At 72.6% G+C, this 23,480-nt stretch carries 18 protein-coding genes; 9 read left to right on the plus strand and 9 right to left on the minus strand.

The window, feature by feature from the left end:
* The first annotated feature begins 158 nt into the window (after positions 1 to 158).
* A complete protein-coding gene (ccrA, locus tag K7G59_RS02650; protein WP_225830136.1) occupies positions 159 to 1,508 on the plus strand; it encodes a crotonyl-CoA carboxylase/reductase in 1,350 nt (449 codons plus the stop codon).
* Positions 1,509 to 1,551: 43 nt separating this feature from the next.
* Here ccrA and K7G59_RS34915 read toward each other — a convergent pair whose 3' ends face one another.
* A complete protein-coding gene (locus tag K7G59_RS34915; RefSeq protein ID WP_308294980.1) occupies positions 1,552 to 2,937 on the minus strand; it encodes an MbtH family NRPS accessory protein in 1,386 nt (461 codons plus the stop codon).
* Positions 2,938 to 3,829: 892 nt separating this feature from the next.
* Between K7G59_RS34915 and K7G59_RS02665 the strand changes: the two genes are divergently transcribed.
* The 3 genes from K7G59_RS02665 (at position 3,830) to K7G59_RS02675 (ending at position 6,162) form a co-directional block, all read left to right on the plus strand.
* A complete protein-coding gene (locus K7G59_RS02665) occupies positions 3,830 to 4,042 on the plus strand; it encodes a ferredoxin (protein ID WP_225830137.1) in 213 nt (70 codons plus the stop codon).
* Positions 4,043 to 4,146: 104 nt separating this feature from the next.
* Positions 4,147 to 4,911, plus strand: coding sequence for a thioesterase II family protein (locus tag K7G59_RS02670; RefSeq protein ID WP_225830138.1), 765 nt, complete (start codon positions 4,147 to 4,149; stop codon positions 4,909 to 4,911).
* A gap of 534 nt (positions 4,912 to 5,445) precedes the next feature.
* Positions 5,446 to 6,162 carry a TetR/AcrR family transcriptional regulator gene (locus K7G59_RS02675; protein ID WP_225830139.1) on the plus strand — a complete coding sequence of 239 codons (717 nt, stop codon included), beginning with the start codon at positions 5,446 to 5,448 and terminating at the stop codon, positions 6,160 to 6,162.
* On the opposite strand, the gene K7G59_RS02680 is transcribed toward K7G59_RS02675, so the two are convergent.
* From K7G59_RS02680 to K7G59_RS02700, 5 genes are all read right to left on the minus strand, one after another.
* Positions 6,141 to 7,346: a sensor histidine kinase gene (locus tag K7G59_RS02680; RefSeq protein ID WP_374114178.1), complete on the minus strand. Its 1,206-nt coding sequence runs from the start codon at positions 7,344 to 7,346 to the stop codon at positions 6,141 to 6,143. The two genes, K7G59_RS02675 and K7G59_RS02680, sit on opposite strands and share 22 nt — an antisense overlap.
* Positions 7,343 to 9,091 carry a cation acetate symporter gene (locus K7G59_RS02685; RefSeq protein WP_225830140.1) on the minus strand — a complete coding sequence of 583 codons (1,749 nt, stop codon included), beginning with the start codon at positions 9,089 to 9,091 and terminating at the stop codon, positions 7,343 to 7,345. Before K7G59_RS02685 ends, K7G59_RS02680 begins: the two co-directional genes overlap by 4 nt.
* On the minus strand, positions 9,088 to 9,426 hold the full coding sequence (locus K7G59_RS02690) for a hypothetical protein (RefSeq protein WP_225830141.1): 339 nt from the start codon (positions 9,424 to 9,426) through the stop codon (positions 9,088 to 9,090). The genes K7G59_RS02685 and K7G59_RS02690 overlap by 4 nt, the downstream gene beginning before the upstream one ends.
* 125 nt (positions 9,427 to 9,551) lie before the next feature.
* Complete coding sequence (locus K7G59_RS02695) at positions 9,552 to 10,337, minus strand: LytTR family DNA-binding domain-containing protein (RefSeq protein ID WP_225830260.1); 786 nt, start codon at positions 10,335 to 10,337, stop codon at positions 9,552 to 9,554.
* A 59-nt stretch (positions 10,338 to 10,396) separates the two neighbouring features.
* Positions 10,397 to 12,274, minus strand: a complete 1,878-nt coding sequence (locus K7G59_RS02700; RefSeq protein ID WP_225830261.1) for an ABC transporter ATP-binding protein — start codon at positions 12,272 to 12,274, stop codon at positions 10,397 to 10,399.
* 396 nt (positions 12,275 to 12,670) lie between these two features.
* Between K7G59_RS02700 and K7G59_RS02705 the strand changes: the two genes are divergently transcribed.
* The 5 genes from K7G59_RS02705 (at position 12,671) to K7G59_RS02725 (ending at position 20,839) form a co-directional block, all read left to right on the plus strand.
* Entirely contained in the window at positions 12,671 to 13,435 is a 765-nt protein-coding gene (locus tag K7G59_RS02705; protein WP_225830142.1) for a crotonase/enoyl-CoA hydratase family protein, read from the plus strand.
* A gap of 797 nt (positions 13,436 to 14,232) precedes the next feature.
* Positions 14,233 to 15,330 carry a mechanosensitive ion channel family protein gene (locus tag K7G59_RS02710; protein WP_225830143.1) on the plus strand — a complete coding sequence of 366 codons (1,098 nt, stop codon included), beginning with the start codon at positions 14,233 to 14,235 and terminating at the stop codon, positions 15,328 to 15,330.
* A 1,031-nt stretch (positions 15,331 to 16,361) separates the two neighbouring features.
* Positions 16,362 to 18,581, plus strand: a complete 2,220-nt coding sequence (locus K7G59_RS02715; protein WP_225830144.1) for an NADP-dependent isocitrate dehydrogenase — start codon at positions 16,362 to 16,364, stop codon at positions 18,579 to 18,581.
* A 137-nt stretch (positions 18,582 to 18,718) separates the two neighbouring features.
* The gene (locus K7G59_RS02720) at positions 18,719 to 19,537 is read left to right on the plus strand and encodes an N-formylglutamate amidohydrolase (RefSeq protein WP_225830145.1); all 819 of its coding nucleotides are present in this window, start codon (positions 18,719 to 18,721) and stop codon (positions 19,535 to 19,537) included.
* Between the two features lie 69 nt (positions 19,538 to 19,606).
* Entirely contained in the window at positions 19,607 to 20,839 is a 1,233-nt protein-coding gene (locus tag K7G59_RS02725; RefSeq protein ID WP_263975758.1) for a cytochrome P450, read from the plus strand.
* Positions 20,840 to 20,845: 6 nt separating this feature from the next.
* Here the strand turns inward: K7G59_RS02725 and K7G59_RS02730 are convergent, their stop codons facing one another.
* Genes K7G59_RS02730 through K7G59_RS02740 form a run of 3 tightly spaced genes read right to left on the minus strand, consistent with a single transcriptional unit; the run spans position 20,846 to position 23,408 of the window.
* A complete protein-coding gene (locus K7G59_RS02730) occupies positions 20,846 to 21,325 on the minus strand; it encodes a hypothetical protein (protein ID WP_374114185.1) in 480 nt (159 codons plus the stop codon).
* Between the two features lie 23 nt (positions 21,326 to 21,348).
* Positions 21,349 to 21,987 (minus strand): sigma-70 family RNA polymerase sigma factor, encoded by a 639-nt coding sequence (locus K7G59_RS02735; protein ID WP_263975759.1) that lies wholly within the window; start codon positions 21,985 to 21,987, stop codon positions 21,349 to 21,351.
* Positions 21,984 to 23,408 carry a S8/S53 family peptidase gene (locus K7G59_RS02740; RefSeq protein WP_225830147.1) on the minus strand — a complete coding sequence of 475 codons (1,425 nt, stop codon included), beginning with the start codon at positions 23,406 to 23,408 and terminating at the stop codon, positions 21,984 to 21,986. The genes K7G59_RS02735 and K7G59_RS02740 overlap by 4 nt, the downstream gene beginning before the upstream one ends.
* Positions 23,409 to 23,480: the final 72 nt, after the last annotated feature.

Genomic DNA, 23,480 nt, shown 5'->3' on the forward strand with positions numbered 1-23,480 from the left:
TGAACGCACGGAGTGCAGCATGAATGGCCCGCGCGCCCCACAATCCGGCTGCGCGATCCCGGGACAGACGCCACGGCGACCGATCGCATTACTCCTGCGTTCCCGCCCGCCCTCTCGTGTTTTCACATGCCTATTTCTCCACCGAAAGGGCCCGAACCATGCAGAAGATCCTCGACGCGATCCTGGCCGACGAGCCGGAGGCCGTCGCGACTCTTCCCGTGCCCGAGTTCTACCGGGGCATCACACTGCACGCCGACGAGGCGACGATGTTCGACGGACTCGCCGGGAAGGACAAGGACCCCCGCAAGTCCCTGCACCTCGACGAGGTGTCCGCGCCCCAGGTCGCCGCCGGCGAGGTGCTGATCGCCGTGATGGCCAGCGGCATCAACCACAACACCGTGTGGTCCTCGATCTTCGAGCCGCTGCCGACCTTCCACTTCCTGTCCCGGTACGGCAGGACGTCACCGCAGGCGGCCCGGCACGACCTGCCGTACCACGTGCTCGGTTCCGATCTGGCCGGGGTCGTGCTGCGCTGCGGCGAGGGCGTCACCGCCTGGCGTCCCGGCGACGAGGTGGTGGCGCACTGCCTGTCGGTGGAACTGCACCATCCGGACGGCCACGACGACACGATGCTCGACCCGGAGCAGCGGATCTGGGGGTTCGAGACCAACTTCGGCGGACTGGCCGAGCTGGCGCTGGTCAAGGCGAACCAGTTGATGCCGAAGCCGGGCCACCTCACCTGGGAGGAGGCCGCCGCCTCCGGCCTGGTGAACTCCACCGCCTACCGGCAGCTGGTCTCGCCGAACGGGGCGCGCCTCAAGCAGGGCGACACGGTCCTGATCTGGGGAGCCTCCGGCGGCCTCGGCTCGTACGCCACCCAGCTCGCCCTCAACGGCGGGGCCACTCCGGTGTGCGTGGTGTCCAGCCCGCAGAAGGCGGAGGCCTGCCGTCGGATGGGTGCGGAGCTGGTGATCGACCGGTCCGAGGAGGGGTACCGCTTCTGGTCCGACGAACACACCCAGGATGTGCGCGAATGGCGGCGGTTCGGGTCCCGGATCAGGGAACTGACCGGTGGCGAGGACCCGGACATCGTCTTCGAGCACCCCGGCCGGGAGACGTTCGGGGCCAGCGTGTTCGTGGCCCGCCGCGGCGGCACCATCGTCAGCTGCGCCTCCACCAGCGGCTACGAGCACACCTACGACAACCGCTATCTCTGGATGAACCTCAAGCGGATCATCGGCACCCACTTCGCGAACTACCGGGAGGCGTGGGAGGCGAACCGGCTCATCGCCAAGGGGCGCATCCATCCCACGCTCTCGCAGGTGGTTCCGCTGGAGCAGACCGCCCAGGCCGTGTACGACGTGCACCACAACCGGCACCAGGGCAAGGTCGGTGTGCTGTGCCTCGCGCCTCACGAGGGCCTCGGGGTGCGTGACCCGGAGCTGCGGGCGAGGCACGAGGCCGCGATCAACCGGTTCCGTACCGGTCCCGTGACCGCGGCCGGGTAACGGGCGTTCGGTGCCTGACGGGCGCCCCCGCCGCTCGTGGCGGTCAGCCCTGGCCGGGTGCGGCGGCCAGGGGTCTGGGCCGCGTGTCGGTCCAGGTGCGCTCGATGTACTCCAAACACTCCTGGCGCCCCGCCTCGCCGTGCGCCACGCTCCAGCCGGCGGGCACCGCGGCGGAGGCGGGCCAGAGCGAGTGCTGGTTCTCGGCGTTGACGAGCACGAGACAACGAGCCTGCTGGTCGTCGAACGGGTTGGTCATCTCGGGTCCTTTCCGGGCCGGTGCCGCTGAAGTCACCGGCCGTGCGTCATGGTCGTGGGTGGTCTCTCGGGTGGTGCGGGTGGGCCGACCCGCGGAGGGCCGCGAGGCGGCGCCGCCCACTCGGGCCCCGGAGGAGGAGAGTTGCTCTGCCTGCCGCTCCCCGGCCTCACCCACGTCATCGGGGCTTCTGCCCTCGACGTCGCGGGCGAACTGCAGCCACCGGGAGGCGCACATCCGGGCCATCTGCGCCACGTCGGCGGTGCGGTGGGCCGGAATGCCGTCGATGAGGTCCTTGCGCTGCTCGGCGGTGAGCATGTGCGTGCGCAGCAGTTGCAGCAGCCTACGGCCGATCTGCGACATCCGCAGCGAGGGATCCCTGGAGATGCTGGACAGCATGCTCTCCCAGACCAGCGGAGAGACCGATGCCGCGGACGCGTCGAACCGCTCCTCGGCTCCCTCGCCGGGGTCGTCCGCGCCGACGGCCAGCCGGAGTCTCGGCGTCACCGGGTCCTGTCCCAGCCGCATCCGCTGACGCACGTCCCGCGCGGTGGCCACGGCGATTCCCGCCCTGCTCGCGATCTCCCGCAGCGAGGCGTCCGGGGTCTCGGCGATGACCCTGCTGGCGGCGAGGCGCCCGGCGGCTCCGTTGACCGGGCGCCTGCGGCCGTCCCTGCCGGTGCGCAGGGCCAGTTGCGCGGTGCCGCCGGCCCTGGCGCGCAGCGATCCCACCATCCCGGGGGACAGGCCGGTGACCGCGGCGATCCTCCGGTCGGACCAGGCGGGGTGACTCTCCACGATACGTATCGCCGCAGCCACGCGGTCCTGCCGGGACAGCGGCATCCCGTGGTCGGCGTTGAGTCTGACGGCGAGGACGAAGGCGTCCTCCGCGGTGCCGTCCACGAACCGGACCTCGATGAGGTCGTCGCCGCGCAGCACAGCCGCCCGCAGCCGGTGCATGCCGTCGACGACCCGCATGGTGGGCCGGTGGACGACGATGGGCGGCAGCGCTGCTTCCGACTCGGCCAGTGTCCGCGCGTGCTCTTCGACCTCTCCCGCCAGTCGCGGCGAGTCGGCCGCCAGGAGGGAGTTGACGGGGATTAACTGCGTCTGCCGGCTAATGACAGGTTCGTCGACGAGCGGCTGCGGCTCTTCACCGGCTGCTGAATCGGACACGTGGCACTTCCTCCGTAGCGTTTCAGTGAACGGCGTCATGGCGAGCATCTCGCTGGTTTCCGGCAAGACTCCTTTGGCGCTGGTTCAGACCGGGCTTGTGCGCATACCAAAGGCAATGGCAGACGCAAACGCGCAGCGGCGGAGAGACGAAGGTGGGGGAACGCTCCGGTTTTCCGTGACGGTGTGGTGCAACCGGCACTCGCCCATGATCAGTTCACCGGCGGGTGCCCTGTGCCCGGCACACGGCACAGGGGGAGGGCTGGTCGGCACCCGACAGCCCCGGCGGGGGACACCGACACCAGGCTCAAACGGCTGCCCCGGCGGTCACCGGGCTGTTCGGGCCGTCCGCTCTCACGCATGGAGTCCCCCTTGAAGACCGGCAACCATGGAACGTCCTTGGGGCGTAATATCGGCCGCTTCCGACACAGTGTCAAGAACCGGAAGGCCGCCGGCAGAACCTTGATCTACGCGCGTTCTACTCGGACAGCGACGTGCAGATCACCGTCTCCGGAACAGGTTGCGAGTCAGCCATCCTCGAGTGGATCGATAGCGGCGGCCGGTCCAACAACACGTCATTCCACTTGACCCGGGCTTTGACCTCACGGAACACGAACATGAAAGGGATTCACATATTCCACTTCCGGCTCCGCCTGTGACGCGGACGACCCGAGAGCGAGTCGAGCCGTTTGATAGCGGTTTTCCATTGATAATCGACCTCCTGGATCTCTTGACTGTTCCCGCTCCATTCTTGGAGGGTGGGGTCATGCGCACGCGCAACAAAGCAAGCAATAAAAAGCTTGCCGGTCATTACTGCGCGGCCTTTTCCAATGCCTGCGACGCCGGCTGCCGGTCGCCCGCCGGCCCCTTCCGACATCCTGGAGCGACGACGAGCATGCGTATCGAGGCCGACCCCGAGGTATGCATCGGTTCGGGCATGTGCGCGCTGACCGCGCCCGACCTGTTCGACCAGTCCGACGACGACGGCACCGTGGTGGTGCTGCGGCCCGCCCCGCCGGCCGAACGTCTCGCGGCCGTCCGGGGTGCCGTGGGGCGCTGCCCCTCCCGCGCCCTGAAGCTCGTGGACACCGCCACCACCGCCCGCTGACCGCACTCACCGCACCGCCGGCCGACCGCACTCACCGCACCGCCGGCGAACCGACCCGACCGACATGCCGGCCACCGGTGCCGAGCCGTGAAGGAGAAGCAGACGTGGACAACCCGTGGTTCGGCCGCTGGGTGCCCCAAGAGCATGCGGCCTACCGGCTGTTCTGCCTCCCGTACGCCGGCGGCAGTGCCGCGGCGTACCGCGAGTGGCACGCGCTCGCGCCCGAGCACATCCAGATATGCCCGCTGGAGCTGCCCGGGCGCGGTGGCCGCTTCGGCGAACTCCCGATCAGCAGACTGCGGCCCCTGGTGGACGGGCTGGCCGGTGCGGTCGGGCCGTACCTCGACCGGCCGTTCGCGATCTTCGGCCACAGCATGGGCGGGCTGCTCGCCTTCGAACTGACCCGGACCCTGCGCCGGCGGGGCCTGCCGCTGCCCGCCCACCTGTTCGTGTCCGGCCGGGGCGCGCCCGATGCGCCCAGCGACCGGCCGCGGATCCACGACGCGCCGGACGCACAGGTGATGGAGGAGCTGCGCACCCTCGGCGGCACCCCCCAGGAGGTGCTGGAGGACGACGAGCTGATGGAGCTGATGCTGCCCACACTGCGCGCCGACTTCTCGGTGCTGGAGAACTACGAGTACCTGGACGGCCCCCCGCTGCCGGTGCCCCTGACGGTGTTCGGCGGCGATGCCGACGCCCTGGTCTCCCCGGCCCGGCTCCATGGATGGCGCCGGCAGTCCTCCGGGGGGTCCCAGCTGCGGATGCTGCCCGGCGGCCACTTCTTCCTCCACACCGCGACACGCACGATCATCTCGGAGATCACCCGCGCCCTGCCGGCATCCCGGGCCGAGGCGGAGACTGCGGCGTGACGAACGCCGGCGGGCCGAGTGGCCAGGCGGCCGAGGCAGGCGAGGCAGGCAGAAGCGGTGAGGCCGGCGAGGGCACCACGTCGTGTCGCCCGGCCTCGAGCACACCTCCTCCTTGACCGTCTCCTCGGCGCAGTCCTGGTGCCGGCCAACGCGCGACCAGCACGTGCCGCCCAGCGCCGAACGGCGGGTCGGCGCGGCACGCGGCGCTCCTCGTGCTCGGCGCCTTCCTGCTCGGAGCCGGCGTGGGCGCGGCGTACGCGGTCGTGCCACTGCTCGTCTTCCGTCACGCCCCGGCGTCCGGGACCGGCAGCGGCAGCTCCCACCGGGTGCCGCGTACGGTCGGCGCGACACGGCCTCACCGCCGTGCCGCCCGCCACCGTCACTTCGGTGGCCGGCTTCCTCGGCGTCGTCGCCGTCGCGCTCCCCCCGCGCCGGGCCACCTCCCCGGCCGCCGAGTCCGCCGTCGTGCCGCGGAGCCCGGCCCCCGCGGCAGCGGCCGGGGGCTGAACACCGACCGGCCGGAAGGGGCCATACATGGGGTCGCCCAGCGAACAGCGCAAGGAACGCGCTTGTGGCAGGAAGCGCGACTCGAACGCCACGCGGGCCGCGCTGCTCGACGCCGCCCGGGTGCTGTTCGGCCGCCACGGCTATGAGGCGGTGACGCTCCGGGACATCGGCGAACGAGCCGGCGTGGACGGCTCCCTCGTCGCCCGCTACTTCGGCAACAAGGCCGCGTTGTACCGGTCGGCGGTCGCCGAGGACGGCCGTGAGACCGCTGTGCCCAGAGAAGGACTCGGCCTTCGGGCCTGCACCGTGGACGCGCTGCGCCGGGCTGACCTGCGAGGAGCCCCGGGCCCCCTCGTGCAGGCCCTTCTCTCCCAGGGCGACGCGCAGGTACGCGCCTGGGCGGCGGACGAGATCCGCACCCACCTGGTGTCACCGCTCGCGGCCCGGCTGACGGCCGAGGGTGCCGGCGACCCGCAGGCCGGTGCCGAACTGCTGGTGGCCTGCCTGGTCGGCGTCATCGCCCTGCGGACGAGCGGCCTCTTCGGCGGCCTGTCGGGGGTGAGCGCCGAGGCGGCCGGCACCGTGCTGGAAGCCGCCGTGCGGGCGTGGCCCGCCGCGGCGGCGCTGACGGAGGGTGACCCCGGGGAGGAGAGCGGCGGAGAGGCGACCAGGGCGCCGTCACGCCACGACACGGCCGGCCCCCTCGCGTATCCACATCCCCCTCAGCCGTCCCCGGCTCTGTGAACGCCGGGGCGGAACTTCGGGATGCTGACCGTGATCTTCGTACCGGCTCCGACGCCCGTCTCGATGACGAGGCCGTGCTCGTCGCCGTAGACCTGGCGCAGCCTGCGGTCGACGTTGCTCAGGCCGATGCCGGTGGTGGGGTCGGCCGTGCCGCGCAGGATCGCGCGCAGGCGTTCCGGATCCATGCCGACGCCGTTGTCCTCGACGACGACCCGCGCCTGCGTGCCCTCGTCCTCGGCGACGATCGTGATGCGGCCACGGTCGACGGACTCCTCCAGGCCGTGCTTGAGCGCGTTCTCCACGAGGGGCTGCAGGCACAGGAACGGCAGTGTGACGGCCAGGACTTCCGGGGCGATCCGAAGCGTCACCTCCAGGCGACTGCCGAACCGGGCACGGGCGAGTTCCAGGTACTGCTCGATGGAGCGCAGTTCCTCCGCGAGGGTGGTGAAGTCGCCGTCGCGGCGGAACGAGTAGCGGGTGAAGTCGGCGAACTCCAGGAGGAGTTCGCGGGCACGCTCGGGATCGGTGCGGACGTACGAGGCGATGCTCGCGAGCGAGTTGTAGATGAAGTGCGGGGAGATCTGGGCGCGCAGGGCCCGGACCTCAGCCTCGATCGCGTCGGCGCGGGCCCGGTCGAGGCCGGCCAGTTCGAGCTGCACCAGGACCCAGCGGGCCACCTCCTCGGCGGCCCGCACGAGGACGGCGGACTCGCGCTCGCCGAAGGCGGCCAGCGCGCCGGTGACCCGGCCGTCGACCGGCAGCGGGACCAGGACGGCCCAGCGGACGGGACAGGTGTCCTGCGCGCACGGCAGCGCGAAGATCTGGGTACGGCCCGTGCGCACGGCGACGGCGAGAGGCGCCGCCAGCTGCTCCCGGTGGTGGTCGCCGGTGCCGTCCCAGGCCAGGACACCGTCCTGGTCGGCGAGGGCGAGGGCGAGGGTGCCGAGCAGGGGGCGCAGCCGGCGTGCGGCCTTGCGGGCCGTGTCCGGGGTGAGGCCGGCGCGCAGCGCGGGGGCGGCGAGCGAGGCCGTGTGCAGGGTGTGGAAGGTGGCGCGTTCGACGCAGGTGCCGGGTCCGGCCGCGTTCTCGTGCTGTCGGCGGGCGGCGGTGTGCCCGAGGGCGGCGCCCAGCGCGAACAGGGCGAGCCCGGCCAGGGCGAGGACGACGGCACCGAGGGCGCTCACGGGTGGAGCCGTCCGGCGGGTCGCCCCGGGCCGGGGCGGGCCGTCAGGGTCGGTTCGGGCAGGTGCAGGCGGGCCATCGTCACGCCCGTGCCGGGTGGGACGCGGCGGCGGGTGGCCAGGGAGGTCAGCACCATGGCCGTGAAGCCGACGGGCACCGACCAGACCGCGGGCCAGGCCAGCAGGGTGTGCAGCCAGCCGGAGCGGACGCCGCCGGCGATGGTGACGGTCACCGCGGTGAGCGCCGAGCCGCCGCCGAGGAGCAGCCCGGCGATCGCGCCCGGTGGGGTCAGGCGGCGCCACCAGATGCCGAGGACGAGCAGCGGGCAGAACGAGGAGGCGGACACCGCGAAGGCGAGGCCGACGGCGTCGGCCACCGGCAGGTCGCTGACGACGGTGTTGGCGGCGGTGGGCACCGCGATCGCCGGCAGGGTGGCGAGCCGGAAGTGCCGGATGCCGAGGGTCGGCAGCACGTCCTGGGCGAGGACGCCCGCGACGGACATGGTGAGTCCGGAGACGGTGGACAGGAACGCCGCGAACGCCCCGCCCGCGACCAGCGCGCCCAGCAGGTTGCCGGCCGTCCCGCCGAGCAGCCGCTGCGGCAGGACGAGGACGGCGGCGTCGGTGTCGCCGGTGAGCAGCAGGTCGGGGGCGTAGAGCCGGCCGAGGACGCCGTAGACGGGGACCAGCAGGTAGAACACGCCGAGCAGGCCCAGCACGCTGACGGTGGTGCGGCGGGCGGCGCGGCCGTCGGGGTTGGTGTAGAAGCGGACGACGACGTGCGGCAGGCCCATGGTGCCGAGGAAGGTGGCGAGGATCAGCCCGTAGGTGGCGTACAGACTGTGCTGTTCGCGGCTCGCCGACAGCGGTCTGGCCCAGCTCGACGCGTGCTCTTCGGCGTCGGCGGGCAGTGGCACGCGGGCGCCGGGCGGGAAGCGCACGGTGGTGCCGGCGCCGATGCGGTGGGTGCCCTCGGCGAGGGTGAGGGCATCGCCCGCGAGGGGGCGGCCGTCGACGGTGCCGGTCGCGGTGACCGGGAGCGGTTCGCGGACGCTGAGGGTCAGCGGCCGGTCGGCGCGCATCACGGTGGAGCGCTGGAAGACGGGCCGTTCGTCCCAGGAGGGCGCCGGGGCGTGGTCGGCGCGCCAGGCGAGCAGCAGGAAGACCGCCGGCACCAGCAGTGCGGTGAGTTTCAGCCAGTACTGGAAGGCCTGGACGAAGGTGATGCTGCGCATGCCGCCCGCGGCGACCGCGCCGGTCACGACGGCGGCGACGAGGAGGCCGCCGAGCCAGCCGGGCGCTCCGGTGAGCAGCCGCAATGTCAGCCCGGCACCGCGCAGTTGGGGCAGCAGGTACAGCCAGCCGATCCCGACGACCAGCACGCTCGCGATCCGCCGCACGGCCCGGGACTCCAGCCGGGCCTCGGCGAAGTCGGGCAGGGTGTAGGCGCCGGAGCGGCGCAGCGGGGCGGCGACGAAGGCCAGCAGGACGAGGAATCCGGCGGTGTAGCCGATGGGGAACCACAGCATGTCCACGCCCTGGGCGAGGACGAGTCCGGCGACGCCGAGGAAGGAGGCGGCGGACAGGTACTCGCCGCTGACCGCGCAGGCGTTGAGCCGGGGCGGGACGCTGCGCGAGGCGACGTAGAAGTCGGAGGTGGTACGGGAGATGCGCAGGCCGAGCGCTCCGACGAGCACCGTGGCGAGGACCACGGCCGACGCGCCGGCGATTCCGTACGTCTGGTTCAACGGACGGTCACGTCACCCTCGTTGCGCTCGGCACGGCGGACGTACCAGACCCCCATGCACCACAGCGCCGGGTACGGCACCACTCCCAGCACGAGCCAGACGGCGAGCGGCACACCGGGCCGGGGCAGGGCGCGGAAGGCGAGGGGCAGCAGGCCCAGCAGGGCCGTGAGCAGGGCGGTCGTGGTCAGGGCGGCCCGCATTTGACGGCGCATCAGCCTCCGTACGGCGGTGTCGTCGCCCGTGGCGGTGGCGCTGATCACCGCCGCAGGGCCGGCCGGTGCGGTGCGCGGCTGCCCGGTGACCACTTCTCTGCGAGGGACGGATTCCGCACCCATGACGCACTCCCCCGAGGCCGCGGTGATCGCCTTGTTGCGGCGAGTGTACGCAGCGGGGCATCCCTGAGATAGACGCCGGACGCGGATCGGCACCGGTATGTCACGCCCGGATGCCCCCGGGGCGGTCAAGGTGTCCGGCCGGCCGCGCCCTTGGCCTGCCGGGCCAGCAGATCCCGCAGCTCCCGGGCGTTGCGGCGGCTCACGGCGAGGACGCGGTCACCGATCCGCACGCTCAGGTTGCCTCCGTCCAGGCGCAGTTCCTCGATGCGGCCGAGGGCCACGAGGTGGCTGCGGTGGATCCGGACGAACCCGCGTGAGCGCCAGTGTTCCTCCAGCGTGGACAGCGCTATGCGCACCAGGTGGCTGCCGTGCCCGGTGTGCAGGCGGGCGTAGTCGCCGTGCGCCTCGACGTAGGCGATGTCGGCGATGGGCAGGAAGCGGGTCACCCCGCCCAGTTCGACCGGCACTTGGTCACCGAACGCGGGCGCCGGCTGCCGGCCCGGGGGCTGCGGCACCCGCGCCCGGACCGTTTCGGCGACGCGTCGTACGGCCTCCGCGAACCGCTCCTTGCGCAGGGGTTTGAGCAGGTAGTCCACGGCCTTGAGGTCGAAGGCGCGCACCGCGTGGTCCTCGTGGGCGGTGACGAAGACGATGAGCGGCGGGGCCGCGAACCTGCCCAGCAGGGCGGCCAGTTCGAGGCCGTTCAGGCCGGGCATGCTGATGTCGAGGAAGACGACGTCGACGGCCGCCGCGCCGTGCGGGCCCTCTTGACTGGCCCGGCCCAGCAGGCGCAACGCCTCGGTGGACGTCGGGGCGGGGACCACGCTGCCGACCCTCTCGTCCTCCTCCAGGAGGTACACCAGCTCCGCGAGCGCGGGCTCCTCGTCGTCCACCGCCAGCACCCGCAGCAAGGCGTGCCCGTCGCGCATCTTCGTGTCCCTCCGCACCACCCGCCCTTTCCCGGCCTGTCTCAGACGGCCGTCACCTCGCCGTCCCGCTCGGCGAACTGGGTGCGGTACAGCTCCGCGTACCGTCCGCCCACCGCCAGCAGTTCCTCGTGCGTGCCCCGTTCCACGATCCGGCCGGCCTCCACCACCAGGATCTGGTCGGCGGCGCGGACGGTGGACAGGCGGTGGGCGATCACCACGGCCGTGCGGCCCTCCAGGGCCTCGGCGAGGGCCTCCTGAACGGCCGCCTCCGCGGTGTTGTCCAGGTGGGCGGTGGCCTCGTCCAGGATGACCACGCGCTGGCGGGCCAGCAGCAGCCGGGCGATCGTCATCCGCTGGCGCTCGCCGCCGGAGAGCCGGTAGCCGCGCTCCCCGACCACCGTGTCCAGGCCGTCGGGAAGGGTGCGTACGACCTCGGCGAGTCGGGCGCGGCCGAGGGCGTCCCACAGTTCGTCGTCCGTGGCGTCCGGGCGGGCCAGCAGCAGGTTGGCGCGGACCGTGTCGTGGAAGAGGTGGCCGTCCTGGGTGACCATGCCCAGCGTGGCCCGCAGGGAGGCGGAGGTGAGGTCGCGTACGTCGGCCCCGCCGATCCGGACGGCGCCGGCGTCCACGTCGTACAGGCGCGGCAGCAGCTGGGCGATCGTGGATTTTCCGGCGCCCGAGGAGCCGACGAGGGCGACGGTCCGGCCGGGTTCGGCGCGGAACGAGATGCCGTGCAGGACCTCGCTGCCGCCGCGCGTGTCGAGGGCGGCGACCTCCTCCAGGGAGGCGAGGGAGACCTGGTCGGCGGCGGGGTAGGAGAAGCGGACGTCCTCGAACTCGACGGACACCGGACCCTCGGGGACCTCACGGGCGTCCGGCTTGTCCTCGATGAGCGGCTTGAGGTCCAGCACCTCGAAGACCCGCTCGAAGCTGACCAGCGCGGACATGACCTCGACCCGGGCGCCGGCGAGCGAGGTGAGCGGGGCGTACAGCCGGGTCAGCAGCAGGGCGAGGGCCACGACGGCGCCCGGCTCCAGCGTGCCGTGCAGCGCGAACCAGCCGCCGAGGCCGTAGACGAGGGCCAGTGCGAGCGAGGAGACCAGGGTGAGGGAGGTGATGAACACCGACTGGGCGGTCGCGGTGCGCACGCCGATGTCACGGACCCGGCGGGCGCGGGCCGCGAACTCCGCGGACTCCTCCTCGGGGCGTCCGAACAGCTTGACCAGGGTGGCGCCGGGCGCGGAGAAACGCTCCGTCATCCGGGTGCCCATGGCCGCGTTCAGCGCCGCCGCCTCCCGCTGCATCCGGGCCATCCGACTGCCCATGCGCCGGGCGGGCAGCACGAACACCGGCAGCAGCACCAGCGCGAGCAGCGTTATCTGCCAGGACAGGGTGAGCATCACGGCGAGGGTGAGCAGCAGCGTGACCAGGTTGCTCACGACACCGGAGAGGGTGTTGGCGAAGGCCCGCTGGGCGCCGATCACGTCGTTGTTGAGACGGCTGACGAGCGCTCCCGTACGGGTCCGTGTGAAGAACGCGACGGGCATGCGCTGCACATGATCGAACACAGCCGTTCTGAGGTCGAGGATGAGCCCCTCCCCGAGCGTCGACGACAGGCGCCGGCCGAGGATGCCGAGCCCGGCCTCCGCGAGCGCGACGAGGGCGATGAGCAGGGAGAGCCGGACGACCTCGGCGGAGTCGTGCCCCGCCACGATCGCGTCCACGACGCGGCCGGCCAGCACGGGGGTCGCCACGGCCAGCAGGGCGGTCACCACCCCTAGCAGGACGAAGCGGGCGATGCCCGCGCGGTGCGGACGGGCGAAGGCTGCGATACGGCGCAGCGTGGCGCGGGCGAAGGGGCGGCGTTCCTGCTGTGCGTTCATCACGCTGTGCAGCTGCATCCATGCGGTGGTCTCCATGCTCATGGAAGAGAACGTAAGACCTCAAGCAACGTTGAGGTCAATGTCCGTGCCGCTCCGGCCCCACCGGCACCCCTCCCCCGCCGCCGGCCGAAGGCCGATGTGACACCGGAGGTCGATGTGCACCCGACGGCCGATGTGCACCCGACGGCCGATGTGCCACCCGCAGGCCGACAGGGCAGCCGAAGGCCGATACGACAGCCGTCCGTCGCCCCGTGCCCGCCGTGTGGGTGCCGCTGGTGCGGGGGCCGACGCTGGGCGCACTGGTGCCGATGAAGGTCGTCTGAGGCAGAGTGGCCCTGCGGGCCGCGGCTCGGGAAGCCGGAGAGGCCCGGAGGCCCAAGAGGACCTGAGAAGCCTGAGAGACCTGATCACTCCGAGAGGGAGGGACCCGCCGTGCCGGTCCGCGTGGAACGCAGGGAACACGTCACCACGGTCGTCCTCTCCCGCCCCGGGGCCCGCAACGCCGTGGACGGCCCCACCGCCGCCGGACTCGCGGCGGCCTTCCGCGGGTTCGAGGCCGACGACGACGCCCGGGTGGCCGTGCTGTGGGGCGAGGGCGGCACGTTCTGCGCGGGGGCGGACCTGAAGGCGATCGGCACCGAGCGGGGCAACCGGGTCGCCGAGGACGGGGACGGGCCGATGGGCCCGACCCGGATGCGGCTGTCCAAGCCGGTCATCGCGGCCGTCGCGGGCCACGCGGTCGCGGGCGGCCTCGAACTGGCGCTGTGGTGCGACCTCCGGGTCGCCGAGGAGGACGCCGTGTTCGGCGTGTTCTGCCGCCGCTGGGGGGTGCCGCTCGTCGACGGCGGCACGGTACGGCTGCCCCGGCTGATCGGCACGAGCCGGGCGATGGACATGATCCTGACCGGCCGCCCGGTACCGGCCCGCGAGGCGTACGAGATGGGACTCGCCAACCGCGTCGTCCCCACCGGACGCTCACGCGCCGAGGCCGAGGCCCTGGCCGCGCAGATCGCCCGCTTCCCGCAGGCCTGCCTCCGCTCCGACCGGGCGTCGGTGCTGGACCAGGAGGGCCTGCCCGAGGACACCGCGATCCGCAGTGAACTCCGCTATGGAACAGGCGTGTTGGCACAGAGTACCGAGGGCGCGGCGCGTTTCGCGGCGGGGGCCGGGCGGCACGGGTCCTTCGCGGATCTGTGAGGGGTCGGGTGAGGTCTCCCTGGCGTGCCGGGGTGGCCGGGGTCCGCACGAGAGCACAGCCACCCGTCAGGGCCACCCGGCAACAGCAGGCCGTCGCCCGGCCTGCCCTCGTCGGCCGCCGTGCGCACACCCCCGTTCCGCCGTGTGCAGGACGCGGCCGGCGGCGGGGACGCCCGCACGTCAGGCGTGCAGGCAGCCGTCGACGGCGGGGCCGGTGTGTGCCCGGCTCCAGGGTCGGGCCGCCGCGGCGGGCGAGTTCGCGCTCCGGGACGAAGTCGCGGTGAGCCGGTGGACGAGCCGGCGTCGCCGGTGGTGACGCCCTCGGGGGTCAGCCGGTGGTGCCGACGCCCTGGGGTCGGACGGCGCCGGATCCTGGCCGCCCTGGGCGCGGCGGGGCACGGGGCGAGTCGGGCCTGGCAACTCCCGGGCCTCCTCGGCGCATCACCTCGTACCGCACCGCTGGAGACCACGCGACCGCCGGGAGTACGCCTCCCCGGTGCCCCCTGCCCGCGACCGCGCGCCGGCGACCGCTTCCGGCCAGTGCCGTGGTGACGGGCCGCCCTGCCCCGCGTCCTCACCGCTACCGTGGACACGATGAATCACGCGTCGACGGCCCCGGCCGGACTCGCGCAGGGCATCGTCCCGGCGCACGGCTGCGAGCGCCCGGTCCGGGTGCGAGCCGGTGTTCCGGATACGGCAGGATGAGCGGTCGCACATCCAGCACTTCGAGCAGGTGACAACGTGACGAGACTTCACTCCAGGCTCTCCGCCGCAGCTTTGTGCCCCGGAGGTGACCGGTGAACCGCACGCCGACCCTGGACGACCTCGTCATCGCCGGTATCGCCGTCGCGGCCGGCCTGCTGCTGGCCTTCCTGTCCCGGGGCGTGCTGCGCTGGCTCGCCAAGCACGCCAAGCGCACCCGCTGGAGTGGCGACGACGTCATCGTGGACGCGCTGCGCACCGTCGTCCCCTGGTCGGCGATCGCGGCCGGCGCGGCGGCGGCGGGCGTGGTGCTGCCGCTGACCCGGGCGGTCCAGCACCATGTCAACCAATGTCTCCAGGTGCTGGTGATCCTCGCCGTGACCGTGTCGGCGGCCCGGGTGATCGCCGGTCTGGTGCAGACCCTCACCCAGTCCCGCTCCGGTGTCGCCGGTTCCGCCACGATCTTCGTCAACATCACCCGGATCCTCGTCCTGGCGATCGGCTTCCTGGTGGTCCTGCAGACTCTGGGCATCTCCATAGCGCCCCTGCTGACCGCCCTGGGCGTGGGCGGTCTGGCCGTCGCGCTCGCTCTTCAGGACACGCTCGCCAACCTCTTCGCCGGCCTCCACATCCTCGCCTCCAAGACCGTGCAGCCGGGCGACTACATCCGGCTGAGCAGCGGCGAGGAGGGCTACGTCGTGGACATCAACTGGCGTCAGACGACCGTCCGCCAGCTGTCCAACAACCTGGTGGTCGTCCCCAACGGCCAGCTCGCCAAGAGCAACATGACCAACTACACGCGTCCCGAGCAGCAGTTGACCGTGCTGGTCCAGGTCGGGGTGGGCTACGACGCCGACCTCGACCACGTCGAGCGCGTGACCGCCGAGGTGGTCCGCGAGACCATGACCGAGATCGCCGGCGCCGTCCCCGACCACGAGCCCGCCATCCGCTTCCACACCTTCGGCGACACCCGGATCGGGTTCACGGTGGTCCTCGGCGTCGGCGAGTTCAGCGACCAGTACCGCATCAAGCACGAGTTCATCAAGCGCCTGCACCGGCGCTACCGCGCGGAGGGCATCCGCGTTCCCGTGCCCGCGCGGACGGTGGCGCTGGAACAGGGAGCGGGAGCGGTGACGATCCCGCAGCAGCGCGCCGCCCGCGACTCGGTACCGGGCTCCCACCCGGCCGAGTAGACACGCCGGGCGGCCACGCGGAGGCGTCAACCACCTCCACCCAGGCACCGAAACCGTCGCGCAGGACGCGCAGGATCCGCCGAGCCGCCTCGGTGCGGTGCGGCTGCGGGTTCCGCGACGGTCCGCACGCTCCCGGTCGCATCGGCACCACAGCCGCCTTTGGCGGCGCGCCGACGAGCAGGCAGGCACGCCTCGGACGGGTCGGCGGGTGGGTCGCGTCGACCCGGTGCCCACGCCGGGCTCCGGCGCGCCGCTGCCGCTCGTAATCGTCGAGGCCTGCGCCCAGGGGTGCCCTTGTCGGCCTCGCTGAGCAGGGGCACCCGGAGCGGGTCGGCGATCAGCAACCGGTCCATGAGCCCCCGCAGCCGGTGTGGACGCGGCGCGGGCGGCCAGGCGGTCGGCGAGATACCCGGCCCGCAGGCCGGCCCGTGACGTCAGCCGGACGAGCAGGCCCTGGACCAGCAGCCGGGCACCGCGTCGCGCGGAGGGACGACCATCTCGGCAGCGAACGGCTCGGGCAGCGGCCGCAGGGTGTCGCGCCAGGGCGAAGAGCCCGGGTGCGTCGGAGCGGGCCGGCGCGTGCCGGTCGTCGGAAAGCGACAGGAACCTGGGCCCGGACGCCACGGCCACGACCACGGCCACATGCAGCAGGGCGGCGAACATTCCCATGCCGCCCCGGCCTGCCACGACACACCAGGCGCCGCCCCGGCCGGCGCGAGGGTGACGCCGTCTCGTCGGAGGTTGCCACAGCGTGACGCAGACACGACACAGCCGTGCTGGTCCTCCGGGTCGACGTTCCCGTCGCCCACCGGCGCTTACGGCGCACACGGCGCACCGAACCGGCCGCCGGCACGGAATGCTCACCGAGATGCTGAGCGGACGGGAGCCGCGCCGGGGTGCGACGCCCCGGCGGTTCCGGCCGGTGCGTTGCCCCTCGCCGTGTGGGCGAGTCGCGGACCCCTGTCGAGCCGGGGGCGATCACGAGATATCTTGATGTCGAGCAATGTTGCAGACGTGGAGCGGAGCACCCGGTGACTGACTCGACCATCTTCTACACCTACACAGACGAGGCCCCGGCCCTCGCGACGCATTCGTTCCTGCCGGTGGTCCAGGCGTACGCCACGCAGGCCGGTGTGTCGGTGCAGACCCGTGACATCTCGCTGGCCGGGCGCATCATCGCCGTCTTCCCGGAGTACCTGGACGAGGACCAGCGCATCCCGGACGCCCTGCACGAGCTGGGCGAGCTGGCGAAGACGCCCGAGGCCAACATCGTCAAGCTGCCGAACATCTCGGCGTCCATCCCGCAGCTGAAGGCCGCCGTCGCCGAGCTGCAGGGCAAGGGCTACGCGCTGCCGGACTACCCGGACGACCCGAAGACCGACGAGGAGCGCGAGATCCGCGCCCGCTACGACAAGGTCAAGGGCTCCGCCGTCAACCCGGTGCTGCGTGAGGGCAACTCCGACCGCCGCGCCCCCGCCTCGGTGAAGAACTACGCCAAGACCCACCCGCACCGCATGGGCGCCTGGACCGCCGAGTCCAAGACCAACGTGGCGACCATGGGCGAGAACGACTTCCGCTCCACCGAGAAGTCCGTCGTCATCGCCGAGGACGGCGCGCTGCGCATCGAGCTGGTCGCCGAGGACGGCACCACCACCGTGCTGCGCGAGTCCGTACCGGTCCTCAAGGACGAGGTCGTCGACGCCTCCGTCATGCGCGTCGCCGAGCTGGAGACGTTCCTCGGCGCCCAGGTCGCCCGCGCCAAGCAGGAGGGCGTCCTGTTCTCCGTGCACCTGAAGGCCACGATGATGAAGGTCTCCGACCCGATCATCTTCGGTCACGTGGTGCGCACCTTCTTCCCGAAGACGTTCGCGAAGTACGGCGAGACGCTCAAGGCGGCCGGCCTGTCCCCGAACGACGGCCTCGGCGGCATCCTCAAGGGCCTGGAGAACCTGCCCGAGGGCGCCGAGATCAAGGCCTCCTTCGACGCCGAGCTGGCCGAGGGCCCCACTCTCGCGATGGTCGACTCCGACAAGGGCATCACCAACCTGCACGTCCCCTCGGACGTCATCGTCGACGCCTCCATGCCGGCGATGATCCGCACCTCGGGCCACATGTGGGGCCCGGACGGCCAGGAGCACGACACCCTCGCCGTCATCCCGGACTCCTCCTACGCCGGTGTCTACCAGACCGTCATCGAGGACTGCCGCGCCAACGGCGCCTACGACCCGTCCACCATGGGTTCGGTGCCGAACGTCGGCCTGATGGCGCAGAAGGCCGAGGAGTACGGCTCCCACGACAAGACCTTCGAGATCCAGGCCGCCGGCACGGTCCGTCTGGTCGACCAGGCCGGCAACGTGCTCGTCGAGCAGCCGGTCGCCAAGGGCGACATCTTCCGCGCCTGCCAGACCAAGGACGCCCCGATCCGCGACTGGGTCAAGCTGGCCGTCACCCGCGCCCGCGCCACCGGCGACCCGGCCGTCTTCTGGCTGGACGAGGGCCGCGCCCACGACGCCAACCTGATCGCCAAGGTCGAGCAGTACCTGCCGGAGCACGACACCGAGGGCCTGGACATCAGGATCCTGTCCCCGGTCGAGGCCACCAAGCTGTCGGTGGAGCGCATCCGCCGCGGCGAGAACACCATCTCGGTGACCGGCAACGTGCTGCGTGACTACCTGACCGACCTCTTCCCGATCCTGGAGCTGGGCACCAGCGCCAAGATGCTGTCGGTCGTCCCGCTGATGGCGGGCGGCGGCCTGTTCGAGACGGGCGCCGGCGGCTCCGCGCCGAAGCACGTCCAGCAGCTGGTCAAGGAGAACTACCTGCGCTGGGACTCGCTGGGTGAGTTCTTCGCCCTGGTGCCGGCCTTCGAGCAGTACGCCGCGGCCACCGGCAACGCGCGCGCCAAGGTCCTCGCCGACACCCTCGACCGCGCCACGGCGACCTTCCTCAACGAGGACAAGTCCCCGACCCGTCGCGTCGGCGGCATCGACAACCGCGGCAGCCACTTCTACCTGTCCCTGTACTGGGCGCAGGAGCTGGCGGCGCAGACCGAGGACGCCGACCTGTCGAAGGTCTTCGCGCCGCTCGCCGAGACGCTCACCGCCAACGAGCAGAAGATCGTCGACGAGCTGATCGCCGTCCAGGGCTCCCCGGCCGACATCGGCGGGTACTACAAGCCCGAGAAGGCGAAGGCGGACGCGGTCATGCGCCCGTCGGCCACCTGGAACGAGGTGCTCGCCTCGCTGAGGTGAGCCAAGCGGCTCCCGAGCCGTCTGCGTACCTGACTGCGCCCCGGTCGGCACTGCCCGGCCGGGGCGCACCCCTGTATCCCTGCGCCCCTCCCCCTGTATCCCTGCGCCCCTGCCCCCCTCGCACTCCGGAGCAGCCCGTGCCCCAGCCCGCCCCCTCGTTCGACCTCCTGCCCGGCGCCGCCGAGTCCCCCGTACTGCTGCACGTGCCGCACTCCGCGCGGGCGATTCCGGACGACGTACGCGCGGGGATCCTGCTGGACGACGCGGCACTCCGGCTGGAGCTGGACCACATCACCGACGCGCACACCGCACGGATCGCGGAGCGGGCCGCCGGTCTGGCCTCGATCACTCCCTGGCGGTTCGTCAACCGGCTGTCGCGGCTGGTGGTGGATCCGGAGCGGTTTCCGGACGAGCGGGAGGAGATGCTCGCCGTGGGGATGGGAGCCGTGTACACGCGGACCACGCACCGGGAGGAGCTGCGGCCCGCGGACGCGGACCCCGGGCCGCTGGTCGAGCGGTATTTCCGGCCGTACGCGCGGGCGATGACCGAGGCGGTGGCCGGGCGGCTCGCCGCCACCGGGCGGGCGGTCGTCATCGACGTCCACTCCTACCCCAGCCAGGCGCTGCCCTACGAGCTGCACGGGACGGGCCCGCGCCCGCCGGTGTGTGTGGGCACGGACCCCTTCCACACGCCGCCGGAGCTGAGCGAGGCGGCCCGGTCGGCGTTCGCCGGGTGCGGGGAGACCGGGCTGGACAGCCCGTTCAGCGGGACCTACGTGCCGCTGGAGTACTACGGGCGGGACAGGAGGGTGAGCGCGCTGATGGTGGAGATCCGCCGGGACACGTACATGACCGAGCCGGGCGGGCCGGCCGGGCCCGGCCTCGAGCGGCTCGCCGCCGCGCTGGCCGCACTCGTGGACGGCGTCCGGCCGCACGGGCCGATGCCGCGCGGCTGAACTCCGTACCGCCCTCCGGCCGGAGCATTCCCGCAGGACATCTGACCGGATGCGTACGAGCGTAGGAGCATGACAGGGATCACCGAGGAGGCCGGCGGTTCACCGACCGGCCAGGCGCTGCCGCCCTTGCGGGACTGGCCGCCGCTGGACATGGACGGGACGGACCTGGACCCGACCCTCACCGAGCTGATGCGCGAGGGCCCGCTGTCCCGGATCCGGCTGCCGTTCGGTACCGGGTGGGCCTGGCTGGCCACCCGGTACGAGGACGTCAAGCTGGTCACCAACGATCCCCGGTTCAGCCGCGCCGAGGTCATCCGGCGTCAGGTGACCCGGCTCGCCCCCAACTTCGCTCCCCGCCCCGGTTCGCTGGCCTGGGCCGACCAGCCCGAGCACAACCGGCTGCGCAAGGCGGTCGCCGGCGCCTTCACGGTGAGCGCGATGAAGCGGCTGCGGCCCCGCGCGCAGGAGATCCTGGACGAGCTGGTGGACGCTGTCGTACGGGACGGGCCGCCCGCGGACCTGGTCGAGCGGGTGCTGGAACCGTTCCCGATCCTGGTCGTCAGCGAGGTGATGGGGGTGCCGCCCGCCGACCGGCAGCGGGTGCACGCCTGGACCCGGGAGATCATCTCCACCTCCGGCGCCGAGGCCGCCGGCCAGGCCAAGAACGGCCTGTACGGCTGGATCACCGAGGCCGTCCGGACCCGGGCGGACCGTACCGGCGAGGATGTGTACTCACTCCTCGCGACGGCCGTCACGCGCGGGGAGATCAGCGAGGAGGAGGCCGTGGGCCTCGCCGGTCCGCTGCAGATCGGCGGCGAGGCCGTCACCCACAACTGCGGGCAGATGCTGTTCCTGCTGCTGACCCGGCCGGAGCTGATGGAGCGGATGCGCGCCCGCCCCGAGGCGCGCGGTCCGGTCCTGGACGAACTGCTGCGCTACATCCCGCACCGCAGCACGGTCGGGCTGGCCCGGATCGCGCTGGAGGACGTGGAGGTGGCCGGCCACCGGATCGCCGCGGGCGACCCGGTGTACGTGTCGTACCTGGCCGCCAACCGTGATCCGGACGTCTTCCCCGACCCTGACGCCATCCACCCCGACCGCGACCCCAACCCCCACCTGGCCTTCGGCAACGGCGCCCACTACTGCACCGGTGCCGTCCTCGCCCGGCTGCAGGCCGAGCTGCTGGTCGACACCCTGCTGGACCGGCTGCCCGCCCTGCGGCTCGCGGTGCCGGCCGAGCAGGTGCGCTGGCGGCACAGGACGATGATCCGGGGGCCGCGGACCCTGCCGGTCACCTGGTGAGCGGGGTCACGCCCGCAGCCACTGGGTGACGATCACCTGCCCGCCCGTGCGCAGCCTGAGCGCGAACGGGCCGGCGGGCGGGGTGTCGCTGGAGAAGCGGCCCAGGGTGTCGACCGGGACCGGCCTGGCGGTCCGCGGGCCGCCGAGCACCTCGATGCTCGCCGAACCCGGCGGCAGCACCTGCCCGATCAGGCCCTCCTCGGTGACCTCGACGTCGACGGACAGCTCGCCCGCGCAGAAGGTCAGCATCCGCGGCGGTGCGGTGACTCCCCTGACCGGCAGCGCGTCCACCAGCGAGTCGAAGGTCAGCTCGGCGACCCGGGCCTCGAGATCGTGCAACGCATAGGCCTCGACGGCCAGTTGGCGCAGCTCGGCCGGTACGGGGTCCAGGACGGCGGCGGCCTGGCGCAGTTCCTCCTCCAGCAGCGCGTCGTGCACCTCGTCCTGCATCTCGGCGTCCTCGCCCATCCCGGCGTTCTCGCCCATCTCGGCGTTCCCCTCGTCGGCGTTCACACCGCCCCCCGTGTGGTCATCCGGGCCCGCAGGCGGCGCAGGCAGCGCTGGCGCAGGGGGCCGATGCTGCCGACCGCGATGCCGAGCGCGGCGGAGATCTCCACATAGCTGGGCGGTGGCGAGGCCATCAGCACGCGCAGTAACTGCCGGCAGCGGTCCCCGAGCGCGTCCAGTTCCTGCCACAGCCGGCGGACCCGCTCGGCCTGGGCCGCCGCCTCCTCCGAGTCGATCAGCGTCTGTTCCGGCGTCCGGTCCTCGCTGGCCCGGTCCAGGACCTGGGGGTCGTCGGTCAGTGTCAGCCGCGCCAGCTCCTTGAGCACCTTCAGGCACTCGTGGCGTGCCGTACTGGCCAGCCAGGAGCCCGCCTTGTCGGGTTCGCGGATGCGGCCGAGGTGCTGGGCGAAGCGGAACCACACGGTCTGGTAGACCTCGTGTCCGTCGGCGTCGGAGAGCCGGTGTGCGCGCACCACCGACCACACCAGCGGGCTCATCCCTTCCACCAGCGCTTTCCAGGCCGCGGCGTCGCCGTCGACGGCGGACCGGACCAGCGCGCCGACCTCTGTTCGGTCCACGGCTCCACCCCTCGTGTACGGCACGTCATCGTACGCCGTCGAGGGGGCCGTTCCGCACCTCATGCCGACGCGGCGGGGATCGCGACGGGCACCGGGCGCCACGTCGGAGGCAGCAGCACCGGTACGTGCGCCCCGCGCACGTCCACCCGCTCGGCGACGGCGGCCAGCAGGTGCGCGCGGGCCGCACGCGGGTCGCGCTCCCTGTGCACCGTCATGTGCGCCGCGACGAGCCCGGCGGCGACCGGCGTGGCGAACGAGGTGCCGCTCCACTGCGCGAGCCCGTCGAACACCACCTGGTCGGGCTTGGCCGCGGTGCTCTCCCGCGCCTCGCTCAACACGCCGGTGTGGCGCGGGAACTGGCACGTGCAGGCGTAGTCGGCGCCGTACCGGCAGGTGTCATAGGTGGAGTGCTGGTACACGTACGGCACGGGGGTGGCGAAGCCGGTGAGGGCGCTGGTGAGGCGCTCGCCGGGGGCGTAGACCCGCACCCAGGGGCCGTGGTTGCTGAAGCACGCGCCGCCGTCGCCGTCCGCGCGCAGGGCGCCGACCGAGAGCACGCTGTCCGCGTACTCGGGCAGGGCGGCGTAGGCGGCGGGCCAGAAAGGCGTGTCGCTAGCGTTGTTGCCGGCGGCGGCCACCAACAGGGTGCGCTGCTCGCGGAGTTCGTCCATGAACGCGTCGAGGCCGATCAGTCCGTCGGTGCTGTCGCTCGTGGTGCCGGCGGACAGGCTGATGATGTCGGGCCAGCCGCCCCGGTCGACGGCCTCGAAGAGCCTGGCGCCGAACTCGGACTCCAGGACGGCACCCGCGTCGGTCAGCGTGCCCCGCACGGTGATGTCGGTGTCGGGGGCGACCGCCGCGAGCACCCCGGCGATGAACGTGCCGTGGCCGACGTACTGCCGCAGCACGCCGAAGCCGTCGGTCTCGGCCGCCTCGAGGTCTCCGGTGGTGTGGGCGAGCAGCGGGTAGGAGCCGTGGTCGTGCACCAGGCCGGTGTCGACGACGAGGACGCCGACGGCGCTGCCCGGGTCATGGGTCCCCTGGGCGGGCGCCGGGTTGGGCGCGCCGGTGCGCGCGACGGGCACGGGTTCGTCGCCTGGGCAGGCGTTCACCGCGATGTGCACGACGTGGTTGCGGCCGGCCAGTCTGCGGCCCCCGCGGTCCTCGGCCTCGCGCAGCGCGCGCAGCGCGTGGTGCACGCCGTCGTCGCCCCGGGTGGGGTCGCCGACCTGGATGCGGGTGACACCGGTGCGGCTGAGGGCCGGGCCGGCGCGGCGCACATGGTCGGGGACCAGTCCCTCGGTGGCGGTGAAGTGGTCACGCACGGTGTTCTCGACCAGGTGGGCCTCGGCACCGTCACGGGCGAGGACGACACCCTTCTCGTAGAGGAAGTGGGCGTCGTCGTCCGGCCCCATGGCCAGCGGCACGTCCGGCAGGGCGCGCTGGATGTGGTCGAACTGTTCGTGGAATCGCCGTGGTGCCATGGTGTGTCCTCCCCCTGGAGACGGTGTTCCACAGTGAGAGCCGGCGGGACTCCGATTGATACAGCAGGCCAC

This window comes from Streptomyces sp. NK08204, from assembly GCF_020400585.1.
GTDB lineage: Bacteria > Actinomycetota > Actinomycetes > Streptomycetales > Streptomycetaceae > Streptomyces.